The organism is Pseudomonas sp. Irchel 3E13, assembly GCF_900187455.1.
Lineage (GTDB): Bacteria > Pseudomonadota > Gammaproteobacteria > Pseudomonadales > Pseudomonadaceae > Aquipseudomonas.
In genome coordinates this window covers 413,218-433,721 of record NZ_FYDX01000007.1, presented here as the reverse complement: position 1 = coordinate 433,721, position 20,504 = coordinate 413,218, and the positions used below count along the sequence as shown (strand labels likewise).

General features: G+C 64.2%; 22 protein-coding genes and 2 pseudogenes. 13 read left to right on the top strand and 11 right to left on the bottom strand.

Going from position 1 to position 20,504, the window contains the following annotated elements; all coding sequences use genetic code 11:
* Positions 1-39 precede the first annotated feature (39 nt).
* Positions 40-303 (bottom strand): accessory factor UbiK family protein, encoded by a 264-nt coding sequence (locus CKW37_RS14990; RefSeq protein ID WP_095156484.1) that lies wholly within the window; start codon positions 301-303, stop codon positions 40-42.
* Positions 304-712: 409 nt separating this feature from the next.
* Between CKW37_RS14990 and glnK the strand changes: the two genes are divergently transcribed.
* The 3 genes from glnK to sutA all read left to right on the top strand — a co-directional run bounded on the left by glnK (position 713) and on the right by sutA (position 3,230).
* Entirely contained in the window at positions 713-1,051 is a 339-nt protein-coding gene (gene glnK, locus CKW37_RS14985; protein ID WP_002555808.1) for a P-II family nitrogen regulator, read from the top strand.
* 40 nt (positions 1,052-1,091) lie between these two features.
* Positions 1,092-2,429, top strand: coding sequence for an ammonium transporter (locus tag CKW37_RS14980; protein WP_095156483.1), 1,338 nt, complete (start codon positions 1,092-1,094; stop codon positions 2,427-2,429).
* Between the two features lie 477 nt (positions 2,430-2,906).
* The gene (sutA, locus tag CKW37_RS14975; protein WP_095156482.1) at positions 2,907-3,230 is read left to right on the top strand and encodes a transcriptional regulator SutA; all 324 of its coding nucleotides are present in this window, start codon (positions 2,907-2,909) and stop codon (positions 3,228-3,230) included.
* Between the two features lie 54 nt (positions 3,231-3,284).
* Here the strand turns inward: sutA and CKW37_RS14970 are convergent, their stop codons facing one another.
* The 6 genes and pseudogenes from CKW37_RS14970 to CKW37_RS14945 form a co-directional block, all read right to left on the bottom strand.
* Entirely contained in the window at positions 3,285-3,980 is a 696-nt protein-coding gene (locus tag CKW37_RS14970; RefSeq protein ID WP_095156481.1) for an HAD family hydrolase, read from the bottom strand.
* Positions 3,977-4,876: a tyrosine recombinase XerC gene (gene xerC / locus CKW37_RS14965; protein WP_095156480.1), complete on the bottom strand. Its 900-nt coding sequence runs from the start codon at positions 4,874-4,876 to the stop codon at positions 3,977-3,979. The genes CKW37_RS14970 and xerC overlap by 4 nt, the downstream gene beginning before the upstream one ends.
* Entirely contained in the window at positions 4,876-5,610 is a 735-nt protein-coding gene (locus CKW37_RS14960; RefSeq protein ID WP_095156479.1) for a DUF484 family protein, read from the bottom strand. Before CKW37_RS14960 ends, xerC begins: the two co-directional genes overlap by 1 nt.
* 13 nt (positions 5,611-5,623) lie before the next feature.
* A complete protein-coding gene (gene dapF, locus CKW37_RS14955) occupies positions 5,624-6,454 on the bottom strand; it encodes a diaminopimelate epimerase (RefSeq protein ID WP_095156478.1) in 831 nt (276 codons plus the stop codon).
* A 4-nt stretch (positions 6,455-6,458) separates the two neighbouring features.
* Positions 6,459-7,706, bottom strand: coding sequence for a diaminopimelate decarboxylase (gene lysA / locus CKW37_RS14950; RefSeq protein WP_095156477.1), 1,248 nt, complete (start codon positions 7,704-7,706; stop codon positions 6,459-6,461).
* A gap of 12 nt (positions 7,707-7,718) precedes the next feature.
* Positions 7,719-7,853, bottom strand: a pseudogene (locus tag CKW37_RS14945) (lipoprotein); the annotation flags it as partial.
* A gap of 184 nt (positions 7,854-8,037) precedes the next feature.
* Here CKW37_RS14945 and cyaY point away from each other — a divergent pair.
* The 3 genes from cyaY to rnk all read left to right on the top strand — a co-directional run bounded on the left by cyaY (position 8,038) and on the right by rnk (position 9,218).
* Positions 8,038-8,370, top strand: a complete 333-nt coding sequence (cyaY, locus tag CKW37_RS14940) for an iron donor protein CyaY (RefSeq protein WP_095156475.1) — start codon at positions 8,038-8,040, stop codon at positions 8,368-8,370.
* 1 nt (position 8,371) lies between these two features.
* The gene (locus tag CKW37_RS14935; protein ID WP_095156474.1) at positions 8,372-8,590 is read left to right on the top strand and encodes a DUF1289 domain-containing protein; all 219 of its coding nucleotides are present in this window, start codon (positions 8,372-8,374) and stop codon (positions 8,588-8,590) included.
* Positions 8,591-8,807: 217 nt separating this feature from the next.
* Complete coding sequence (gene rnk / locus CKW37_RS14930; protein ID WP_095156473.1) at positions 8,808-9,218, top strand: nucleoside diphosphate kinase regulator; 411 nt, start codon at positions 8,808-8,810, stop codon at positions 9,216-9,218.
* Here the strand turns inward: rnk and CKW37_RS14925 are convergent, their stop codons facing one another.
* The 3 genes from CKW37_RS14925 to CKW37_RS14915 all read right to left on the bottom strand — a co-directional run bounded on the left by CKW37_RS14925 (position 9,219) and on the right by CKW37_RS14915 (position 12,864).
* Positions 9,219-12,074, bottom strand: a complete 2,856-nt coding sequence (locus CKW37_RS14925; RefSeq protein WP_095156472.1) for a class I adenylate cyclase — start codon at positions 12,072-12,074, stop codon at positions 9,219-9,221.
* A gap of 173 nt (positions 12,075-12,247) precedes the next feature.
* Complete coding sequence (locus CKW37_RS14920) at positions 12,248-12,493, bottom strand: TIGR02647 family protein (RefSeq protein WP_095156471.1); 246 nt, start codon at positions 12,491-12,493, stop codon at positions 12,248-12,250.
* An 86-nt stretch (positions 12,494-12,579) separates the two neighbouring features.
* Complete coding sequence (locus CKW37_RS14915; protein ID WP_095156470.1) at positions 12,580-12,864, bottom strand: hypothetical protein; 285 nt, start codon at positions 12,862-12,864, stop codon at positions 12,580-12,582.
* 146 nt (positions 12,865-13,010) lie between these two features.
* On the opposite strand from CKW37_RS14915, the gene CKW37_RS14910 reads away from it, so the two are divergent.
* Positions 13,011-13,676, top strand: coding sequence for a glutathione S-transferase family protein (locus tag CKW37_RS14910; RefSeq protein ID WP_095156469.1), 666 nt, complete (start codon positions 13,011-13,013; stop codon positions 13,674-13,676).
* A gap of 47 nt (positions 13,677-13,723) precedes the next feature.
* Here CKW37_RS14910 and argH read toward each other — a convergent pair whose 3' ends face one another.
* Positions 13,724-15,118, bottom strand: a complete 1,395-nt coding sequence (gene argH, locus CKW37_RS14905) for an argininosuccinate lyase (RefSeq protein ID WP_095156468.1) — start codon at positions 15,116-15,118, stop codon at positions 13,724-13,726.
* 199 nt (positions 15,119-15,317) lie between these two features.
* Here argH and CKW37_RS14900 point away from each other — a divergent pair.
* The 6 genes and pseudogenes from CKW37_RS14900 to CKW37_RS14875 all read left to right on the top strand — a co-directional run.
* A pseudogene (locus CKW37_RS14900) lies at positions 15,318-15,425 on the top strand (sensor histidine kinase); the annotation flags it as partial.
* Positions 15,422-16,168, top strand: a complete 747-nt coding sequence (locus CKW37_RS14895; protein WP_095156467.1) for a LytTR family DNA-binding domain-containing protein — start codon at positions 15,422-15,424, stop codon at positions 16,166-16,168. The pseudogene CKW37_RS14900 and the gene CKW37_RS14895, both read left to right, overlap by 4 nt.
* 116 nt (positions 16,169-16,284) lie before the next feature.
* Entirely contained in the window at positions 16,285-17,226 is a 942-nt protein-coding gene (gene hemC / locus CKW37_RS14890) for a hydroxymethylbilane synthase (protein ID WP_095156466.1), read from the top strand.
* Positions 17,223-17,990, top strand: coding sequence for a uroporphyrinogen-III synthase (locus CKW37_RS14885; RefSeq protein WP_095156465.1), 768 nt, complete (start codon positions 17,223-17,225; stop codon positions 17,988-17,990). Before hemC ends, CKW37_RS14885 begins: the two co-directional genes overlap by 4 nt.
* Positions 17,991-18,034: 44 nt before the next feature.
* On the top strand, positions 18,035-19,168 hold the full coding sequence (locus CKW37_RS14880; RefSeq protein WP_095156464.1) for a uroporphyrinogen-III C-methyltransferase: 1,134 nt from the start codon (positions 18,035-18,037) through the stop codon (positions 19,166-19,168).
* A complete protein-coding gene (locus CKW37_RS14875; protein ID WP_095156463.1) occupies positions 19,165-20,403 on the top strand; it encodes a heme biosynthesis protein HemY in 1,239 nt (412 codons plus the stop codon). Before CKW37_RS14880 ends, CKW37_RS14875 begins: the two co-directional genes overlap by 4 nt.
* Positions 20,404-20,504: the final 101 nt, after the last annotated feature.

Sequence of the window (20,504 nt, the reverse complement as noted above, 5' to 3'; positions counted from 1 at the left end):
GCACTGGCCAACATTCGCGGGGGTGCGAGAGCGTGTCGCTCACTCGCTGGTGATGGGGTTGAGGCGGGCTTCGAGTTCTTCGACCTTGGATTCCAGCGCTTCAAGGCGAGCGCGGGTGCGGGCGAGCACGACCATCTGGCTGTCGAATTCTTCCCGGCTGACCAGGTCGAGTTTGCTGAAGCCGCTTTGCAGCAGGGCCTTGAACTGGCTTTCGAGTTCGTTGCGTGGCTGCGAGGCGTCGCCACTGAACAGGCGCGAGGCCTGGTCGCTCAGGGCATCGAGAAAGGCTTTGGGCGCGAGCATGATCGGCTGTCCTGTCAGGCAAAGAGGGGCGGCAGTGTAGCACGGGGCAATAGCGGCCTTTTGCTGCACGCTTTTTGAGCATGCCCGGGAATGGTCACGCACCTTTATTGTGCGTCCCTCGCCTGCTAGCGACTGGCCAATATCGTGAATCGCTCCCAAGTCGTTGTAATCCGGGCTTTTGTCAGACATGGCAAGGTTTCTGCTAAGACCATCGTGACCCATGCACTGATGCAGTCCCCGTGACGAGGCAGTGCTCAGGCAGCGCGAATACATGTGTTTTGTCAGGAGCGGTACTGGTGTCGGACCGGGCATATAAAGCCGACGAAGCGTTACAAAGCCAGGCACTGCGCTTAGACTTGAGTCGGGTTTGTTTTCCTGGGGCAAGTCCACCAATTCGGGAGAAAGTTTCATGAAGCTAGTCACTGCCATCATCAAGCCGTTCAAATTGGACGATGTGCGCGAGTCGCTGTCCGAGATCGGCGTGCAGGGCATCACCGTCACTGAAGTCAAAGGTTTCGGTCGTCAAAAGGGTCACACCGAGCTGTATCGCGGCGCGGAATACGTGGTCGACTTCCTGCCCAAGGTCAAGATCGATGTCGCCATCGACGACAAGGATCTGGACCGGGTCATTGAAGCCATCACCAAGGCCGCCAACACCGGCAAGATCGGTGACGGCAAGATTTTCGTGGTGAATCTGGAACAGGCTATCCGCATCCGTACCGGCGAAACCGATACCGACGCGATCTAAAACAAGCCGCCCCAAACCCAACGCCCCAGGAGATAACAACATGACTCTGCGTAAGTTCGCAGGGCTAGGAGCCCTTTTGTCCCTCACAATGCCTGGCCTGGCATTTGCCGAGGAAACCGCGGCGGCGGCAGCAGCCCCGGCGCTCAATTCCGGCGACACCGCCTGGATGCTTACCGCAACTGCCCTCGTCCTGTTCATGACCATTCCTGGCCTGGCGCTGTTCTACGGCGGCATGGTGCGTTCGAAGAACGTCCTCTCGGTGATGATGCAGTGTTTCGCCATTACCGGCCTGATCAGCGTGCTCTGGGTCGTCTACGGCTACAGCATGGCGTTCGATACCACCGGTATGGAGCAGGGCGTCACCAACTTCAATTCCTTCGTCGGCGGCCTGTCCAAGGCATTCCTCGCCGGCGTGACGCCGGCAAGCCTGACAGCGGCCTTCCCGGAAGCGGTGTTCGTCGTCTTCCAGATGACCTTCGCCATCATTACCCCGGCCCTGATCGTCGGTGCCTTCGCCGAGCGCATGAAGTTCTCCGCGATGCTGCTGTTCATGGGTATCTGGTTCACCCTGGTCTATGCACCGATCGCGCACATGGTCTGGTCCGGCAACGGCGGCCTGATGTGGGACTGGGGCGTACTGGACTTTGCGGGCGGCACCGTGGTGCACATCAACGCCGGTGTTGCCGGCCTGGTGGCCTGCCTGGTGCTGGGCAAGCGTAAAGGCTTCCCGACCACCCCGATGGCCCCGCACAACCTCGGTTACACCCTGATCGGCGCCGCCATGCTGTGGGTTGGCTGGTTCGGCTTCAACGCCGGCTCCGCCGCCGCCGCCAACGGCACCGCCGGCATGGCGATGCTGGTGACCCAGGTCGCCACCGCCGCCGCCGCGCTGGGCTGGATGTTCGCCGAGTGGATCACCCACGGCAAACCAAGCGCACTGGGCATCGCCTCGGGTGTGGTTGCCGGCCTCGTCGCCATCACCCCGGCTGCCGGCACCGTCGGCCCGATGGGCGCCCTGGTGATCGGCCTGGTCGCTGGCGTGATCTGCTTCTTCTGCGCCACCAGCCTGAAACGCAAACTGGGCTATGACGACTCGCTCGATGCCTTCGGCGTCCACGGTATCGGCGGTATCGTCGGTGCGATCCTCACCGGTGTGTTCGCAGCACCGGCCCTGGGCGGCTTCGGCACCGTTACCGATATCGGCGCTCAAGTCTGGATTCAGGCCAAGGGTGTCGGCTTCACCGTGATCTACACCGCGATCGTCACCTACGTGATCCTCAAGGTGCTGGATCTGGTCATGGGCTTGCGTGTGAACGAAGAAGAAGAGTCGGTCGGTCTCGACCTGGCACAACACAACGAGCGCGGCTACAACCTGTAACTGCCCTCGAAAAAACTTGCCCGGTTCGCCGGGCATTTTTTCGTCTGGATTTTGCCCTTGTTGGCGACGCAAACGGTTTTTCGCCTCAGGTTCATCGCTGCGGGAATGCATTGCGCGACGGCGCCTGGTTTGTCAGCGGAAAACTTACAGGCGTCCGGGAGATTTAGGCACTTTGCTTTTTCAACGGGCACGCTAGAATGCGCGCCGTGGAGTGATGATGGCCTGTTCACACACTTCATGGCCCTTTGCTAGGCTTGTCGATGAGCAGGCCCTGTCGGCGGGGTAAAGTCCGGTGTGGTTGAACCGGCAGCTCTTTATTTGGTCAGGCTCAAAGTAGCCTGCACGGCGCTCGTCAGGCGACACGGCGGGTGCTGTCGATCACGGGTTACCCGAGGTCTGTTTTTTCTCCAGCGGTCGTAAACCTCCACGGCTGCTGGTCTATAACTAATCTGCTTTTCGCAAGTCATGAGGTAGAACATGAGCGACGACGATCTGGAAAACGATGACCTCGAAGTAGGCGACGAAGACGAAGGTGATGAAGGCCTCGAAGCGGCAGCCGACGATGTGGCGGACGACGCGGGCGATGACAGCCCGGCGCCGGCTGCCAAGGGCAAGTCCAAGGCTGCGGCAGCGGTCGACGAAATGCCGAGCATGGAAGCCAAGCAGAAGGAACGCGACGCTATCGCCCGTGCGATGGAAGAGTTCCTGTCTCGCGGTGGCAAAGTGCAGGAAGTCGAAGCCAACGTGGTTGCCGACCCGCCCAAGAAGCCTGACAACAAATACGGTAGCCGTCCCATCTGAGGCCGCTGTAACAAAAAAGCCCGCCATTGCAGCGGGCTTTTTTGCGTTTGGGGTTCAGCGCCAGCGGGCGAGCACTTCCGGCAATTGCGACAGGCGCTGGATTTCCGCGTCCGGGCGGCCGTCGGCTTGCCAGGCTTTGCCCTGGGGGTTGAACCACACCGCGCGCAGGCCGGCCTGTTGCGCCCCGGCGATGTCATCGCCGGGATGATCGCCGATATGCACCGCGGCACCGGCCTCGACGCCGCCCTGGCGCAAGGCTTCGAGGAAGGGCGCCGGGTCCGGCTTGCCGATCCCCAGGTCTTCGGCGCAGAGCGCGAATTTGAAATAGTCGGCCAGGCCCAGGCGGCGCACATCGGCGTTGCCGTTGGTAACCACCCCGAGGGTGTAATGGTGGCGCAGGATCTCCAGCACCGGCTGCACCTCGGGGAAGATATCGATCTGGTGACGGGCGTGGAGGAACACCTCGAACCCTTCGTTGGCCAGCTCGCGGGCGTGCGCTTCGCTGTAGCCGACATCTTCCAGGGCATGGAACAGCACGCGCCGGCGCAAGGCGCTGATGCGGTGCTTGAGGCCGGGCTCGGCCTGCACCAGGCGTTCGCGAATGGCGTACAGGTGCTCGACCGGCACGCCGCCCAGGCTCGGCGCATTGGCCGCCAGCCAGTCGCGCAGGACGGCCTCGGCGCTGACGATCACCGGCGCGGTGTCCCACAGGGTGTCGTCAAGGTCGAAGGTGATCAGCTCGATACTCATGAGTCGCTGCCTTTGCTGCGTTTGGCACGAGGGTGGGCGCTGTCGTAAACCGCCGCCAGGTGCTGGAAATCAAGGTGAGTGTAGATCTGCGTGGTGGCGATATCGGCGTGGCCGAGCATCTCCTGAACCGCGCGCAGGTCCTGCGACGACTCCAGCAAATGGCTGGCGAAGGAATGGCGGAGCATGTGCGGGTGCAGGTTCTGTCCCAACTCGCGCTCGCCAGCGGCGCGCACCCGCAACTGAATGGCGCGCGGGCCGAGGCGGCGGCCTTGCTGGCTGACGAAGACGGCCCCGTCCGCCGGGTTGCTCATCGTGCGCAGCGCCAGCCAGTGTTCGAGCGCCTCGCGCGCCTTGCGCCCGACCGGCAGGACGCGGGTCTTGCTGCCTTTGCCGTGCACTTGCACCAGCCCTGCGGGCAGGTCCAGTTGCTCCAGGTTCAGGCTGGTCAGCTCGGAAAGGCGCAGGCCGGAGGAATAGAACAGTTCGAGAATCGCCTGATCGCGGCGGGCGAGAAAATCGTCCTCGACGCCGCCTTCGAGCAGTTGTAGCGCGCGGTCGGTGTCCAGGGTGCGCGGCAGACGCCGCTCGCCCTTGGGCGCCGCCAGGCCGTTGGCCGGGTCGTGGTCGCACAGGCCTTCGCGGTTCAAATAACGGTAGAAGCCGCGTACTGCCGAGAGCAGGCGGGCGAGGCTCCGGGACGACTGGCCTTGGTGATGGCGGCGGGCGATGAACTGGCGCAGTTGCTGGATCTGCAGGGCTTTCCAGTCGCTGATACCAGCGGTGGCGCACCACGCCAGGACGCTGTCCAGGTCGCGGCGGTAGGCCAGTTGGGTGTGCTCGGACATCTGGCGTTCATTGCGCAAGTGCGCATGGAACGCCTCCAACTGGCGTTCCATTAGCGCACCGGGCGCAGGGTCTGGGTAACTTGGGGGATGACCCGGCCGAGCACTTCGGCGATATAGCCGAGGAACAGCGTGCCGACGGTGCTCTTGTAGTGGTGCGGGTCGCGGCTGCCGATCGCCAGCACGCCGTGCAGGCCCTGGTTTTCCACCGCGGCCACGGCGCTGGAGCCGACGTCCTTGCGCGACTCGCCGAACAGGAAGTCCAGCTCGTGGTCACGCAGGCTGCCGCTGACCGTCTTGCCGCCGCAGAGCAGCCCGCCAATGGCTTGCTGCGCTTCGCTGGTGCTGACCCAGCGGCCCACGGGCGTGGCGTTTTCACCGAACAGAATGAGGCTGACGAAGGGCACCTGGAAGTCCTGGCGCAGACGGTCTTCGACCGCCATGACCACGGCTTCCAGGCTATCGGCATCGAGCAGGTCGAGGATCAGCCGGCGGGTCTTTTCGAACAGCCGGTCGTTGTCGCGGGCGACATCCATCAGGTGGGAAAGGCGGTGGCGCATTTCGATGTTGCGATCGCGCAGCAGCTTGAGCTGGCGCTCCACCAGCGACACGCTGTCGCCGCGCTGGTGGGGGATCTGCATGTCGAGCAGCAAGTCATCGTGCTCGACAAAGAAGGTGGGGTTGGCACGCAGGAAGGCTGTCACGGCCTCAGCCCCGACGGTGGGCGTTGAGCCCTCCGCGAGGTTGTCGCTGGGCTCTTCGGCTGGCGCCTGGGGCTGATCGGTCATGGCTGGCACTCACTCATAGACGAACCTGTCCTTCATACACCCGAACTGCCGGGCCGGTCATCATGACCGACTGGCCGGGACCGTTCCACTCGATGGACAAGCGTCCGCCGGGCAGGTCGATCAGCAGCGGCGAATCCATCCAGCCCTGGCTGATGGCCGCCACTGCCGCGGCGCAGGCGCCGGTGCCGCAGGCCTGGGTTTCCCCGGCGCCACGTTCCCAGACGCGCAGTTGCGCGCGGTGACGGTCGATGACCTGGAGGAAACCGACGTTCACCCGCTGCGGGAAGCGTGGGTGGTTCTCGATCTGCGGGCCCAGGTCGTGGACCGGCGCCGCGTTGATGTCATCGACCCGCAGCACGGCGTGGGGGTTGCCCATCGATACGGCGGCCAGTTCGACCGTCTGCCCGCCAACTTCCAGCGGGTAGCTCAGCGCCTGGCTCGGTGCCTGGAACGGGATGTCCGCCGGGACCAGCCGAGGCGGGCCCATGTCGACGCAGATCTGGCCGTCGTTACGCACGTCCAGTTCGATGATGCCGCTCTTGGTTTCGACGCGGATGGTCTTCTTCGCGGTCAGGCGCTTGTCCAGCACGAAGCGCGCGAAGCAGCGCGCACCGTTGCCGCACTGCTCGACCTCGGAACCGTCGGCGTTGAAGATCCGGTAGCGGAAGTCCACCTCCGGGTTGCTCGGCGCCTCGACGATCAGTAACTGGTCGAAGCCGATCCCGGTATGGCGGTCGCCCCACTGTTTGGCGTGCTTGGGCAGGATGTGCGCGTGCTGGCTGACCAGGTCGAGGACCATGAAGTCATTGCCCAGGCCGTGCATCTTGGTAAAACGCAAAAGCATCGGGTCACTCCGGCAGCAGGCTTTCGCCGGCGAACAGCTCGGCTACGGTCTCGCGGCGGCGCACTTCGAATGCCTGGTCGCCATCGACCAGCACTTCGGCGCTGCGGCCACGGGTGTTGTAGTTGGAGCTCATGACGAAACCATAGGCGCCCGCCGAACGAACGGCCAGCAGATCGCCTTCGGCCAGGTTCAGGGAGCGGTCCTTGGCGAGGAAGTCGCCGGTCTCGCAGATCGGCCCGACCACATCGTAGGTGCGCGGCTCGCCCTGGCGCGGCTGTACGGCGCTGACGTCCATCCAGGCCTGGTACAGCGCCGGGCGGATCAGGTCGTTCATCGCCGCATCGACGATGGCGAAGTCCTTGTGTTCGGTGTGCTTGAGGTACTCAACCTTGGTCAGCAGCACGCCGGCGTTGGCGACGATATGCCGGCCCGGCTCGAAGACCAGTGCCAGGTCGCGGTCGCCGAGGCGTTCGCGCACGGCTTTGATGTAGTCGCCGGCCAGAGGCGGCGCTTCATCGCGGTAACGCACGCCAAGACCGCCGCCCAGATCCAGGTGGCGCAGCAGAATGCCGCACTCGCCGAGGCGGTCGACCAGCGCCAGCAGGCGGTCGACGGCATCGAGGAAAGGATCGAGGGAGGTGAGTTGCGAACCGATATGGCAATCGACACCGACCACTTCCAGGTTGGGCAACTGCGCGGCGCGAATGTAGACATCTTCGGCATCGGCGATGGCGATGCCGAACTTGTTTTCTTTCAGGCCGGTGGAGATGTACGGGTGGGTGCCGGCATCGACGTCCGGGTTGACGCGCAGCGAGACCGGAGCGCGCAGACCCATCTCGGCGGCGACCACTTGCAGGCGTTCCAGCTCCTCGGTCGACTCGACGTTGAAGCAGTGCACGCCGACTTCGAGGGCGCGGCGCATGTCTTCACGGGTCTTGCCGACGCCGGAGAAGACCACGCGATCGGCCCGTCCGCCCGCAGCCAGAACCCGCTCCAGCTCACCGCCGGAAACGATGTCGAAGCCTGCGCCGAGGCGCGCCAGGACGTTCAGCACGCCGAGGTTGGAGTTGGCTTTTACAGCGAAGCAGACCAGGTGCGACATGCCCTGCAGGGCATCGGCGTAGCTCAGGTACTGGGCTTCGATATGGGCCCGGGAGTAGACGTAGGTCGGGGTGCCGAAGCGCTCGGCAATCGCCGACAGCGCTACGCCTTCCGCGAACAGCGCGCCGTCGCGGTAGTTGAAAGCGTCCATCGGTGCCCCTTACTGGTGCTGGTGCGATTGCGACTTCTTGCCGTCCTTGCCGTCTTCCGGCAGGTACAGGGGGCCTTTTTGACCACAGGCGGAGACGAGACAGGCAACCGCGACGAGCGCCGCGAGGGAGGAAATCAGGCGCTTCATGGCGAAATCCTTTAATTTAAGCAGTATTGCGCCGGAGTATACCGAGCGCCCGACGCCTTGCCTATGTGGCCGGTCCGCCGTCGGGCGGCGCAGTGGGCGCGGCGCGTTTGTCTTTGCATTCGAAGCGCTGCGCTCGTATCTTGCCCGGCTTGCGTGTTGAGCAGACATTTTCGAGGTTCTTGCAATGAGTTTGAGCGAAGCGCGTTTTCACGATCTGGTAGACGCCACCCAACAGGCACTGGAAGACCTGTTCGATGAAAGCGGCATGGACCTGGACATGGAAAATTCGGCCGGCGTGCTGACCGTCAAGTTCGACAACGGCAGCCAGTTGATCTTCAGCCGCCAGGAGCCCCTGCGCCAACTGTGGCTGGCGGACCGTTCCGGCGGTTTCCACTTCGACTTCGACGAAGAAAGCGGCAAGTGGACGTGCGAGAAAACCGAGGAACTGCTGGGCGAGATGCTGGAGCGCATCGTCTGGGAGCGCGCCGGCGAAAAACTCGATTTCGAAGAGATCTGAGATGACCACCGCCGTCAGACCGGCCAAGCCGTTGTACAGCAATGTCAGCCCGGCCGTCCCGTCACCCTGCATCAGCACCTGCCGTCTCGACGAGGCGCGGGTGTGCATTGGCTGCTTCCGGCATGTCGAGGACATTCGCGAGTGGCGCTCGGCGGATGACCAGCGGCGGCGCGAGATTTGTGCGCAGGCGGGTGAGCGGCGGTTGATGGCGAGCGCCTGAACCGGGGTGTTTTGGGTGGCCTCATCGCTGGCGAGCCAGCTCCCAGAGGTGTGCCCGTCCCCCGGTAGGAGCGAGCTTGCTCGCGAAGGGCCGCCTCTTGTGAATTTGTCCCGCTGTGGTAGTGTCAGTCCTCATCGGCCGAAGCCGAACCGTCAAAACCCCGCCCTTGGGCGGGGTTTTGCTTTATTCGATCTGCAAAAAGGAGTCTTACCGGATCATGAGCACCAAGCCCTCCCTCACCCTCACCCGATTGGACGTGCAGCGTCTCGAGCGTCTGATCGACAGCCTCGATGAAGATGTCCCGGGTGTGCTGGCCCTGCAGGGCGAGCTGGACCGTGCCGAGCAGGTGGTCGGTCACGAGGAAATCCCGGCCGGCGTGGTGACCATGAATTCCCGCGTGCACTGCCGCGAGGAAGCGACCGGCAAGGACTACCACCTGACGCTGGTCTACCCGAAGGACGCCGGCAAGGAAGGCAACGTGTCGATCCTCGCGCCGATCGGCTGCGCGCTGCTGGGCCTGTCGGTGGGCGAGCAGATCGACTGGCCGGCGCCGGGCGGCAAGACCCTCAAGCTCAAGCTGCTGGAAGTCGAATACCAGCCTGAAGCCGCGGGCGATTTCGACCTCTGATCAGGCCGCTGCCAGCGCCTGGTTCAGTACTCGCTCAAGCTCTTGCTTGTAGCGCAGGTAGAGAATGCTCGAACCCTGGCCGTCGGCAAGCAGGTCCGACAGGTCCAGGTCAGTGATGTAGCAACGATAGCGCTGGGCGTCCCGGCGCTGCTCGATGATCTCCCGGGCGACCACGGTGTAGAGCTGGTCGCCGTGATCCAGTTCGGAAAACTCCTTCTGATTGCAGTAGAGCGTGACGTGCAACGCATCGTCGGCGGCTGCCTGGATGATCGCCTGAACCTCGTAGTAAGGCTGGTCCAGCGCCAGTTCCGGCGCCTGCCACGGTTCGACCTGGCGGGCGCGGCCCGTGCCTGAAGGCAGTAACCGGTAATAGAGGATGTCCAGTGGATGGGCTTGCTGCTCGTCCATCGGCAACCGCGCATTGCGCCGGAACACCACCGACTGCAAGAAGCGCTGCAGCGGCAGCAGCAGGCTGCTGTCGTCGTGAAACGGCAGGCGTTGCTGCCACAGCACGTTGTACTCATCCAGCACGTAGACATCTGCCACAGCGTCCTGCACCCGGTAGAAAACCTGAATGCACTGCGGCTGCCCCAGCGGCAGGACCAGCGCCAGGTCGTGGTCTTCCAGCACGTTGCCGTCCAGCGCCAGCGGGCTGTAGCTGTTGCGCTCCTGCCCGAGGTAGGTGAACAGACTCGCCTGACTGTCCAGCGACACCAGGTTCACGCCGCTGGCGAACAGCTCCAGCACATGGGTGTGCTGCTGGACCTGAATCAGGTAGCGATAGTCGAGGTGCTGGTCGTGGAGCGACTGAGCGGTGGTGAACACTTCCTCCACCCGTTGGGCAATCGCCAGCGCGCGGTTGTGGCAGAAGCTGCGCACCCGCAGGCCCGGCCGGTGCCGTGCTTGCGCGGGGGTATCGTCGAGGCTGTTGAGGTAGTCGCGCAGGCAGCGCAGCAATGCATGCTCGCCGTCGTAGCGCAGTACCTGCACTTCGTTCCAGCTATTGAGGGTGATCTGGTCGAGGGTCAGCACCAGGTTTTCCCGCACGCCTGCGTAGCTCAGCGAGTCGGTGCGCTCGGTGGTCATCAGGATGTTCAGGTCGCGGTGATGACGCAGCGGATCGACGCCGACATTCACCAGCAACAGCACGTTGTCCGCCACGCTCGGTTGCAGCAGGCGCGCATCGCTGACGGTGCTCAGCGGCAGCACCACGCTCTGCTGCAGGCTGCCGATCAGGTTGAACAGCTCGTACTCGCTCAAATCACTGCTGCCCGGGTGCAGGGCCAGCCGCGTGGAGCTATCGATGACGCCGTTGCGGTGGGCCCAGGCCAGCAGGTCGAGCAGGTCGCGGCTGCGCTTGATCGGCGTGAAATGCTCCCACTCATGGGCGGTCAGGTTGCCGTTGTACAGCCCCCAATGGGTTTGCCCGGGCTCCTTGCGGTCGGGCGACTGGACCACGGTCAGGGTGTCTTCGGCCAGGTCCGGGGCGACGCCCGGGTTGACGAACTCGACCTTGCCGGCACGTCGCTCGAAGGCGGCATACAGGCGCCGACCGAGGATGTTCAGGTCGCGCTGGTTGATGCTGGCGGTGGCGCCCAGGTTGCGGGCGAACTGATCGAGGAAGCGGTAGCTGTGGTTCAGCTCGGCCACCAGCACCCGCCGCTCGGCCGCGACCTGACGCACTTTCCACTGGCTGCGGCTGTCCAGCAGCGCCAGTTGTCGTTCGTCCCAGCCCCATTCGTGGGTCAGGCGCTCCAGCAGCGCGGATTGCCAGTTGGAGCGTTGCCGCGCCAGTTGGCTGATCTTGCGGTTCACCTTCAGGTACAGGCTGCGCCGCACCAGTTCCAGGCGCTGGTGTTCGCCGCGGCGTTGCAGGTATTGCTCGATGCGCCGGTACACCATCATGTACGGGTCCAGTTCGTCCAGGTCCAGCACGTTGGCGAACACCGCCTGCTTGAAGTGCAGGCTCAGGCAGCGCACGTCCGGGTGCTCGCTGGCGTAGACCTCGGTCAGCAGCAGCTTGAGCACGGATTTGTACGGCGATTCGATGCCCTTGAACAACTGCCACAAGCCGGCGCCGACGAATTCGCCGGGCGGTATGTGCGACAGGTTGCCGAGGTCGAGCACTTCGTCGCTGGGCACGAAGCGCTTGGACAGCAGGGTTTCGGTGTAGCGGGCGTAGTTGGCTTCTTCGTAGACCGGCACCAGCCACCACAGCGGCGTGCGTCCGGCCAGCCAGATGGCGGTGCGGTAGAACTCGTCCAGCAACAGGTAATGCTGGGTGGTGCCACAGTCGTCGGAACTGAGGCGGCTTTCGCGCTCGCCGGTGATGAACTGCCGCGGTTCGATCATGAACAGGTGCGCTTCGGCGCCCTGGCTGGCGGCCCAGATTTCCAGCAACTGGCATTTCTTGCGCAGCTCGGCCACCGCGGCCTCGCCCAGGTCCGGGGCGTGGCAGACCCAGATGTCCATATCGCTTTGTTCTGCCTGGGCCAGCGTGCCCAGGCTACCCATCAGGAACAGGCCGTGGATCGGCAGCCATTGTTCGCCGCGTTTGGCTTTGTAGGAAAACGAGCGCGTCAGGCGCTGGGCATCGGCCAGGGCCAGCGGCGTCGGCTCATAGGCGGACACGCCGGCAGGCGTCGTGCCGGACACATAGCCGGGCAGCAGCGGATGGTTGACGTGGAAGAACAGCGGCAGCAGGGTCAGGACCTGTTGCTGGCGGCTGGAAAGTCCTTCCATGGCCCGGGCCAGACGCCCTTGGTTGAGATCCAGGAAGCGCTTGCGCAGCTGGCTGAGGACTTTTCGATCGATGCCCTGATCGAGGTTCGGGCGAATTTCCTGGGGGTGATTCATCGCGAGCTTTAAACCGGCCGTCATGAAGGCATGGGCGAGTTTAGCCGTTGTCGCGTTGTAGGAATAAGCGCTATTTGATTTTTGACGTCAGATTTCCAGCGCCGTTTGTCGGCGCCGCCGAATCTGTCGTGGCAAGCCCGCGGTAGCGCGGGCTTGTCGGGGGAGGGCGGCGGTCAGGCCGGTTCGGCAACGTTCAGAATGGTCAGCAATTGCTGGGCTGCTTCCGCGGCATCGTGGCCCAGTTGAGTGAGGTAGCCGCCATCGGGCTGGTCGATCAGCCTCTTCTCGTAGAGGCGCTTGGCCGCCGCGATGATATGAGGGGCGGCGGTGTTGTGGACTTTAAGTCCTTCCTGGGTGCTGTCGAGATTGAACAGCGCGAGGATTTCCAGTTCGGCAACCAAATCGGGGGTAAACGACATAGATACTCCGGACTTCAAGAAAAAGGAGGGCGGCACCTCTGCGGATGCCTGGTTTTGCAGTGTAGTCAGCCTCGCCTGGCTTTGCGTCAGTCTTTCTCTGGCGGCAGTTCGGGCAGGGCGCGCAGCGCGGTTTCATACCATTCGGTGTTGAAGGCGCGGTCATCTTCAAGCATGGCATCGATCTCGATGGCCAGGACATGGGCCATCAGGTTGAGGATGTCTTCACGCTCGTAGCCCACCAGAGTCAGCTTGTTGAACGCTGCCTTGGCTGCCGGCGGCTCGCCGCTTTCAATCTGGTTTTCGATAGCTTGGGTCAGGGTCGATTCGGCGAAGGCTTCTTCATCGTCGTTGTCGATATCGTGGTCGCTCATGGGCGCGCTCCTCGGGATGAGGCAGCCAGTTTGCCACGGCCTTGGCGGCAATGCCGGGGTATCTGCTACTTGGATGATGCTGGTCAGTACCGGGCATTGGGTCTATAACACCCCGGCCAACCCCTTACGGCCTGGAGGCTGTTTTCATGCTCAAGCTTCATGGATTCGCAGTCAGCAACTACTACAACATGGTCAAGCTGGCACTGCTGGAAAAAGGCCTGCCGTTCGAGGAGGTACTGTTTTTCGGTGGACAGGTGCCGAGCTCGCTGAAAATCAGCCCGAGGGGCAAGGTGCCGGTGCTGGAGACCGAGCACGGTTTCCTCAGCGAAACCGACCTGATCCTCGATTACATCGAGCAGACCCAGCCGGGCAAGGCGTTGCTGCCGAGCGAACCGTTCGCCCGCGCCAAGGTGTGGGAACTGGTCAAGGAGATGGAGCTGTATATAGAGCTGCCGGCGCGCGCGTTCTACCCGCAGACCTTCTTCGGCGCCGAAGTGCCCGAGGCGATCAGGGAAAAGGCCTGGACCGAATTGCAGAGCGGCATCGCAACCCTCAAGCGCAACGGGGTGTTCACCCCTTACGTCGCGGGTGAGAGCCTGACGGTGGCGGATATCTTCTTCTGCTTCAGCGTCGATCTGGCGCGTGCGGTGGGCAAGAAAGCCCATGGCGTGGACTTGCTGGAAGACTTCCCGCAGGCCAGCGCACTGCTGGAGCAGTTCGCGCAGAACCCGCATGTGGTGGCGATCAATGAAGCCAAGGCGGCGCAGTTCCCGACCTTCCTGGAGCAGGTGGTCAAGGCGCGTAGCCAGTAGTAAAGGCGGGGCAGTGTGGGAGCGAGCAAGCTCGCTCCCACTTTGACTCAGCGGCTGGCCAGCAAGGCCTGGCCGCGGGCCACGGCAGCGCGAACCTGCGCCGGCGCGGTACCACCAATGTGGTTACGAGCGTTGACCGAACCTTCCAGGGTCAGCACTGCGAACACGTCCTGCTCGATCTGGTCGCTGAACTGACGCAGTTCGTCCAGGCTCATCTCGGCCAGGTCCTTGCCGGTCTCCACACCGTATTTAACTGCATGGCCGACGATTTCGTGGCAATCACGGAACGGCAGGCCGCGGCGTACCAGATAGTCCGCCAGGTCGGTCGCGGTGGAGAAGCCGCGCAGGGCTGCTTCGCGCATTACCGCGTGACGCGGCTTGATCGCCGGGATCATGTCGGCGAAGGCACGCAGCGAGTCACGCAGGGTGTCGGCGGCGTCGAACAGCGGTTCCTTGTCTTCCTGGTTGTCCTTGTTGTAGGCCAGCGGCTGGCCTTTCATCAGGGTCAGCAGGCCGGTCAGGGCGCCGAATACGCGGCCGGTCTTGCCGCGAACCAGCTCTGGAACGTCCGGGTTTTTCTTTTGCGGCATGATCGAACTGCCGGTGCAGAAACGATCCGGCAGATCGATGAACTGGAACTGGGCGCTGGTCCACAGCACCAGCTCTTCCGAGAAACGCGACAGGTGCATCATCGCCACGCTGGCGGCGGCGCAGAATTCGATGGCGAAGTCGCGGTCGGACACGCCGTCCAGCGAGTTGCCGGCAACGGCTTCGAAGCCCAGCAGCTTGCAGGTCAGCTCGCGGTCGATCGGGTAGGTGGTGCCGGCCAGCGCGGCGCTGCCCAGCGGCATGCGGTTGGTGCGCTTGCGGCAGTCGACCAGGCGCTCGTAGTCGCGGCTGAGCATTTCGAACCAGGCCAGCAGGTGGTGGCCGAAGGTCACGGGCTGCGCGGTTTGCAGGTGGGTGAAGCCGGGCATCACGGTTTCCGCTTCGCCCTCGGCCTGCTCCAGCAGACCCTGCTGCAAGCGGGTGATTTCGGCGAGGATCAGGTCGATTTCGTCACGCAGCCACAGGCGGATGTCGGTGGCCACCTGGTCGTTGCGGCTGCGCCCGGTGTGCAGCTTCTTGCCGGTGATGCCGATGCGGTCGGTCAGACGCGCTTCGATGTTCATGTGCACGTCTTCAAGGTCGATGCGCCAGTCGAAGTGACCGGCCTCGATCTCGCCCTGGATGGTCTGCAGGCCGTCGATGATGGTGTCGCGTTCGGCGTCGGTGAGCACGCCGACCTTCGCCAGCATCGTGGCGTGGGCGATCGAACCCATGATGTCGTGGCGGTACAGGCGCTGGTCGAAGGTGACGGAGGCGGTGAAGCGGGCGACGAAGGCGTCGACGGGCTCACTGAAGCGGCCGCCCCAGGACTGGTTGGTCTTGTCAGTGCTCATGGATTCGCTCGTTGAAGGCGTGAACGGGAAAAAGTGCCGCAGATGATAACAGGGTTGCCGGCTGCTACGAGGCCCGGAAGTCGGCACGAATGCGGGTTGGTGTCGCACCCGCGCGGGATATTTATCGATTGAACGGCAGTGTTCCGGCAACCGTCTACAGTTGGACAAAGGATCGGCATGTTTGCTGTCGAGCCAGTGAATCTTTAGCCATCGTGCGAGTCTGAGCGTGGATCGCCGTGACGGTCGTCACCTCACCTGTCTACGTTACCCTTGTGCGAGACTCACGCAGGAATCCAGCGCTATATGAATGTCCTGATCGTTGATGACGAACCCCAAGCCCGCGAACGCCTGAGCCGGCTGCTCGGCGACCTGGAGGGCTATACCGTGCTGGAGCCCAGCGCCACCAATGGTGACGAGGCTCTGGCGTTGATCGACAGTCTGAAGCCCGACGTGGTCCTGCTCGACGTGCGCATGCCGGGTGTTGACGGCCTGCAGGTCGCTGCCCGTCTTTGCGAGCGCGAATCCCCGCCGGCCGTGGTGTTTTGCACCACGGACGACGAATTCGCCGTGCAGGCGCTCAAGGACAGCGCCGTGGGCTACGTGCTCAAGCCGGTGCAGGGCGAAGACCTGCACAACGCCTTGCGCAAGGCCGACCGGCCCAACCGCGCGCAACTGGCGGCCCTCACCCGCCCTGCCGCCGAAAGCGGCAGCGGCCCGCGCAGCCATATCAGCGCGCGGACCCGCAAGGGCATCGAACTGGTCCCCCTCGACCAGGTGATTTATTTCATCGCCGACCACAAATACGTGACCTTGCGCCACGAAGGCGGTGAGGTCTTGCTCGACGAGCCACTCAAGGCGCTGGAAGACGAGTTCGGCGATCGTTTCGTGCGCATCCACCGCAACGCGCTGGTGGCCCGCGACCGCATCGAACGCCTGCAGCGAACGCCGCTCGGGCACTTCCAGTTGTTCCTCAAGGGGCTCAACGGTGATGCGCTGATTGTCAGTCGGCGTCATGTGGCGGGTGTGCGCAAAATGATGCAGCAGCTTTAGGGCGGGGCAGGAAGGCTCGGCGGCCAGGGATGGTCACTTTTCAGATGACATAGATCTGCAAGAGGCTTTGGCGGAGCTGTTATTATCCGGCGAATCTTTCTGCTACGGATCGTTCCATGTCCACTCGCGAAATCCGCATTGCCACTCGCAAAAGTGCCCTTGCCCTGTGGCAGGCCGAATATGTCAAAGCCCGTCTGGAACAGGCCCATCCGGGACTGATCGTGACCCTGGTGCCGATGGTCAGCCGTGGCGACAAGCTGCTCGATTCGCCGCTGTCGAAAATTGGCGGCAAGGGCCTGTTCGTCAAGGAGCTGGAAACCGCGCTGCTCGAGCAGGAAGCCGACATCGCCGTGCATTCGATGAAAGATGTGCCGATGGACTTCCCCGAGGGCCTGGGCCTGTTCTGCATCTGCGAGCGCGAAGACCCACGCGACGCCTTCGTTTCCAACACCTTCTCCAGCCTCGACGCGCTGCCGGCCGGCAGCATCGTCGGCACCTCCAGCCTGCGCCGTCAGGCCCAGTTGCTGGCGCGCCGGCCTGATCTGGAAATCCGCTTCCTGCGCGGCAACGTCAATACCCGCCTGGCCAAGCTGGATGCTGGCGAGTACGACGCGATCATCCTCGCCGCCGCTGGCCTGATCCGCCTTGGTTTCGAAGACCGTATCACCGCCTCCATCAGCATCGACGACAGCCTCCCGGCGGGCGGCCAGGGCGCGGTGGGCATCGAGTGCCGCAGTGCCGATCACGAAATCCACGCCCTGCTGGCGCCGCTGCATCACGCTGACACCGCCGACCGCGTCAGCGCCGAACGTGCGCTGAACAAACACCTCAACGGTGGCTGCCAGGTGCCAATCGCCTGCTACGCCGTGCTTGAAGGCGAGCAACTGTGGCTGCGCGGCCTGGTGGGCGAGCCCAGTGGCGGCGCGCTGCTCAGTGCCGATGCCCGCGCCCCGCGTGCACAGGCCGAGGCGCTGGGTGTCCAGGTTGCCGAGGCATTGCTGGCGCAAGGCGCTGGCGACATCCTCAAGGCGGTGTACGGCGAGGCCGGTCACCCGTGACCCGCTGGCGGCTGCTGCTGACCCGGCCCGCCGAGGACTGCGCGGCGCTGGCCGCCACCCTCGCCGAGGCGGGTGCATACGGCAGTTGCATGCCCCTGCTGGAAATCGAGCCGCTGACGGTCCCGGACCAGTATCAGGCGCTGATACACAACCTCGATCGCTACTGCGCGGTTATCGTGGTCAGCAAACCGGCAGCCCGGCTTGGCCTCGAGTTGCTTGCCAGGCAGTGGCCGCAGTTACCTGAGCTGGCCTGGTTCAGTGTCGGTGCCGGCACTGCCGGCGTGCTCGAAAGCCATGGACTGACGGCGCACTTCCCCGACAACGGTGATGACAGCGAAGCCCTGTTGCGCTTGCCGCAATTGCAGGCGGCGCTGGCCGGTCCGGCGCCGCGCGTGTTGATCCTGCGCGGCGAAGACGGGCGCGAACTGCTGGCCTCGCAGTTGACCGCGCTCGGTGCGCATGTCGACTATCTGCCGCTGTACCGCCGTGGCGTGCCGAACTACCCTGCCAATACGCTGGCGCAGCGGGTCTCGGCGGAACGCCTGAATGGCCTGGTGGTCAGCAGTGGACAGGGTTTTGAACACCTGCGGGCGCTGGCTGCGCAGGATTGGCCGCGTCTGACGCGGTTGCCCTTGTTCGTACCGAGCCCGCGGGTGGCTGAAATTGCCCGCCAGGCCGGTGCCCAGAACGTGGTGGATTGTCGCGGCGCCAGTGCCGCGGCTTTGCTGGCGGCGCTGCGGGAAACCCCTGCACCCGCTTTCTAAGGCGCTAAGCTGATGCGACGCGCCCCAATGCAAAGGATGGATACGTGAGCGAAACAGCCTTGCCCAACGATGATCTGCAAACGACGTCCGAGGCTTCGACGAAACCCGCGCCCGAGTCATCCGGGCGCTCTGGCAATGGTCTGGCGATCCTCGCCCTGCTGCTCGGCGCCGCCGGTGTGGCTGCCGGAGGCTGGGGGCTGTGGCAGGTTCGTCACTTGCAGCAGTCGAGCCAGGTCCAGGTTGACCAGGTACGCCAACTGAACGAACAGACCGAAGCCCTGCAGGCCCGCGAGCAGCAACTTACGGCGCAATTGAGCAGCCTGCCGCCGGCCAGCGAACTGGAAGACCGCCGCCGTCTGGTGGCGCAACTGCAGGGTGACCAGCAACGCCTGAGCCAGCGCCTTGAAACCGTGCTCGGCGCCAGCCGCAAGGACTGGCGCCTGGCCGAGGCCGAGCACCTGCTGCGTCTGGCTAGCTTGCGCCTGTCCGCCTTGCAGGACATCGCCAGCGCCCGCGCGCTGGTCGAGGGCGCGGACCAGATTCTGCGCGAACAGAGCGATCCCGCTTCGTTCGCCGCCCGCGAGCAACTGGCCCGCAGCCTGGCCGCGCTGAACAGTGTGGAGCAGCCGGACCGCACCGGTTTGTTCCTGAAGTTGGCCGCACTGCGTGAGCAGGTGGTGCAGCTCAATGTGCAGGCGCCGGAGTTCAAGGCTGACGGTGAATCCTCGTCCGGCCTGACCGCCGATGGCGATGGTGCCAGTCGCTGGTCGCAATGGTGGGAGCAGATCTCCCGCTACTTCCGCATCGACTTCAATGCCGATCAGAACATCAAGCCACTGCTCGCCGGGCAGGCGCTGAGCCAGGTGCGCCTGGCCCTCAGCCTGGCGCTGGAGCAGGCGCAGTGGGCCGCGCTCAATGGCGAGGCGAAGGTCTACACCCAGGCGCTGGATGAGGCCCGTGGTGTGCTGCTGGCCAACTTCAATCGGGACAACGAGCAGGGCCGCTTGATGCTCGACCAGCTCAATGCTCTGGTGAAGGCGCCGGTGACGGTGGTGACGCCGGACCTGGCCGAAAGCCTCAGCGCCGTGCAGGCGTACCTCGAGCGGCGTCATATGCCGGCCGAGGAAGCGGCACTGCGCCAGCCCGCCGAAGATAAAACCCAGGAGGCCAAGCCATGAAGCGCGCCTACCTGCTGGTGGTGGTGGCGATCGTCGTCGCCACCCTGTTGGGTATCGCCGTGGCCCGGCACAGCGGCTATGTCCTGATCGCGTACGACACCTTCCGCTACGAATCGAGCCTGTGGGCGACCCTCGCGTTGGTGGCGGCTGTGATCCTGGCGTTGTGGTTGCTGCGCGTGGTGATCGGTCTGGTGTTCACCTCTACCGGGCTGGTCAATCCATGGTCGCGGCATAACCGCAGCCGCCGTACCCGGATCGCTATCGAGCAAGGCCAGATGGACCTCGCCGAAGGTCGCTGGGCCAGTGCGCAGAAACACCTGCACCGCGCCGCCGAGGCCGAGCGCCAGCCACTGCTGTACTACCTCGGCGCGGCCCGCGCGGCCAACGAGCTGGGTCGTACCGAAGACAGTGACAACCTGCTGGAGCGGGCGCTGGAGCGTCAGCCTCAGGCGGAACTGGCCATTGCTCTGACACACGCACAGCTACAGGTCGATCGCGGCGATACCGAGGCTGCGTTGGTCACCCTGCAGGCCATGCATGAGCGTCATCCGCACAACGCGCAGGTACTGCGTCAGTTACAGCGTCTGTATCAACAGCGTGGCGACTGGTCGGCGCTGATTCGGCTGATGCCGGAGTTGCGCAAGGACAAGGTGTTGTCGGCGAAGGAACTGGCGGACCTCGAGCGCCGTGCCTGGGGCGAGAACCTGAGCCTGGCGGTGCAGCGCGAGGACGATGGTCAGGCGGCCCGGCAATCGTTGGAGCGTGCCTGGCAACAACTGAGCAACGCCCAGCGCCAGGAGCCGCAACTGGTGCTGGCCTACGCCGAGCAACTGCGCCAACTGGGCGCCGAGGGCACGGCGGAGGAAGTGTTGCGCACCGCGCTCAAGCGTGAGTACGAAAGCCATCTGGCGCGCCTCTACGGCCTGGTGCGTGGCAGTGATCCGGCGCGGCAACTGCAAACCGCCGAAGGCTGGCTCAAGACGCACGCCGACGACCCGAGCCTGTTGCTGACCCTAGGCCGTCTGAGCTTGCAGAACCGTCTGTGGGGCAAGGCCCGCGACTATCTGGAAGACAGCCTGCGCCTGCAACGCAACCCGGAAACCTGCGCCGAGCTGGCGCGCCTGTTGGCCGGCCTGGGCGACAACGAGCGCAGCAACGCGCTGTTCCAGGAAGGCTTGGGCCTGCTCGACGAGCGCCTCCTGGCGTTGCCGCTGCCGGATCCGGTGCGGGCGTGATAGACGCCGCGGACTGAACGGCAGGTTTGGTCCGCGGTGGTGACGGTGTGAGTTTCCTGCGCAGGTTTGAGGATTTTTCCTATCCTGTTCGGCGAAAGTTC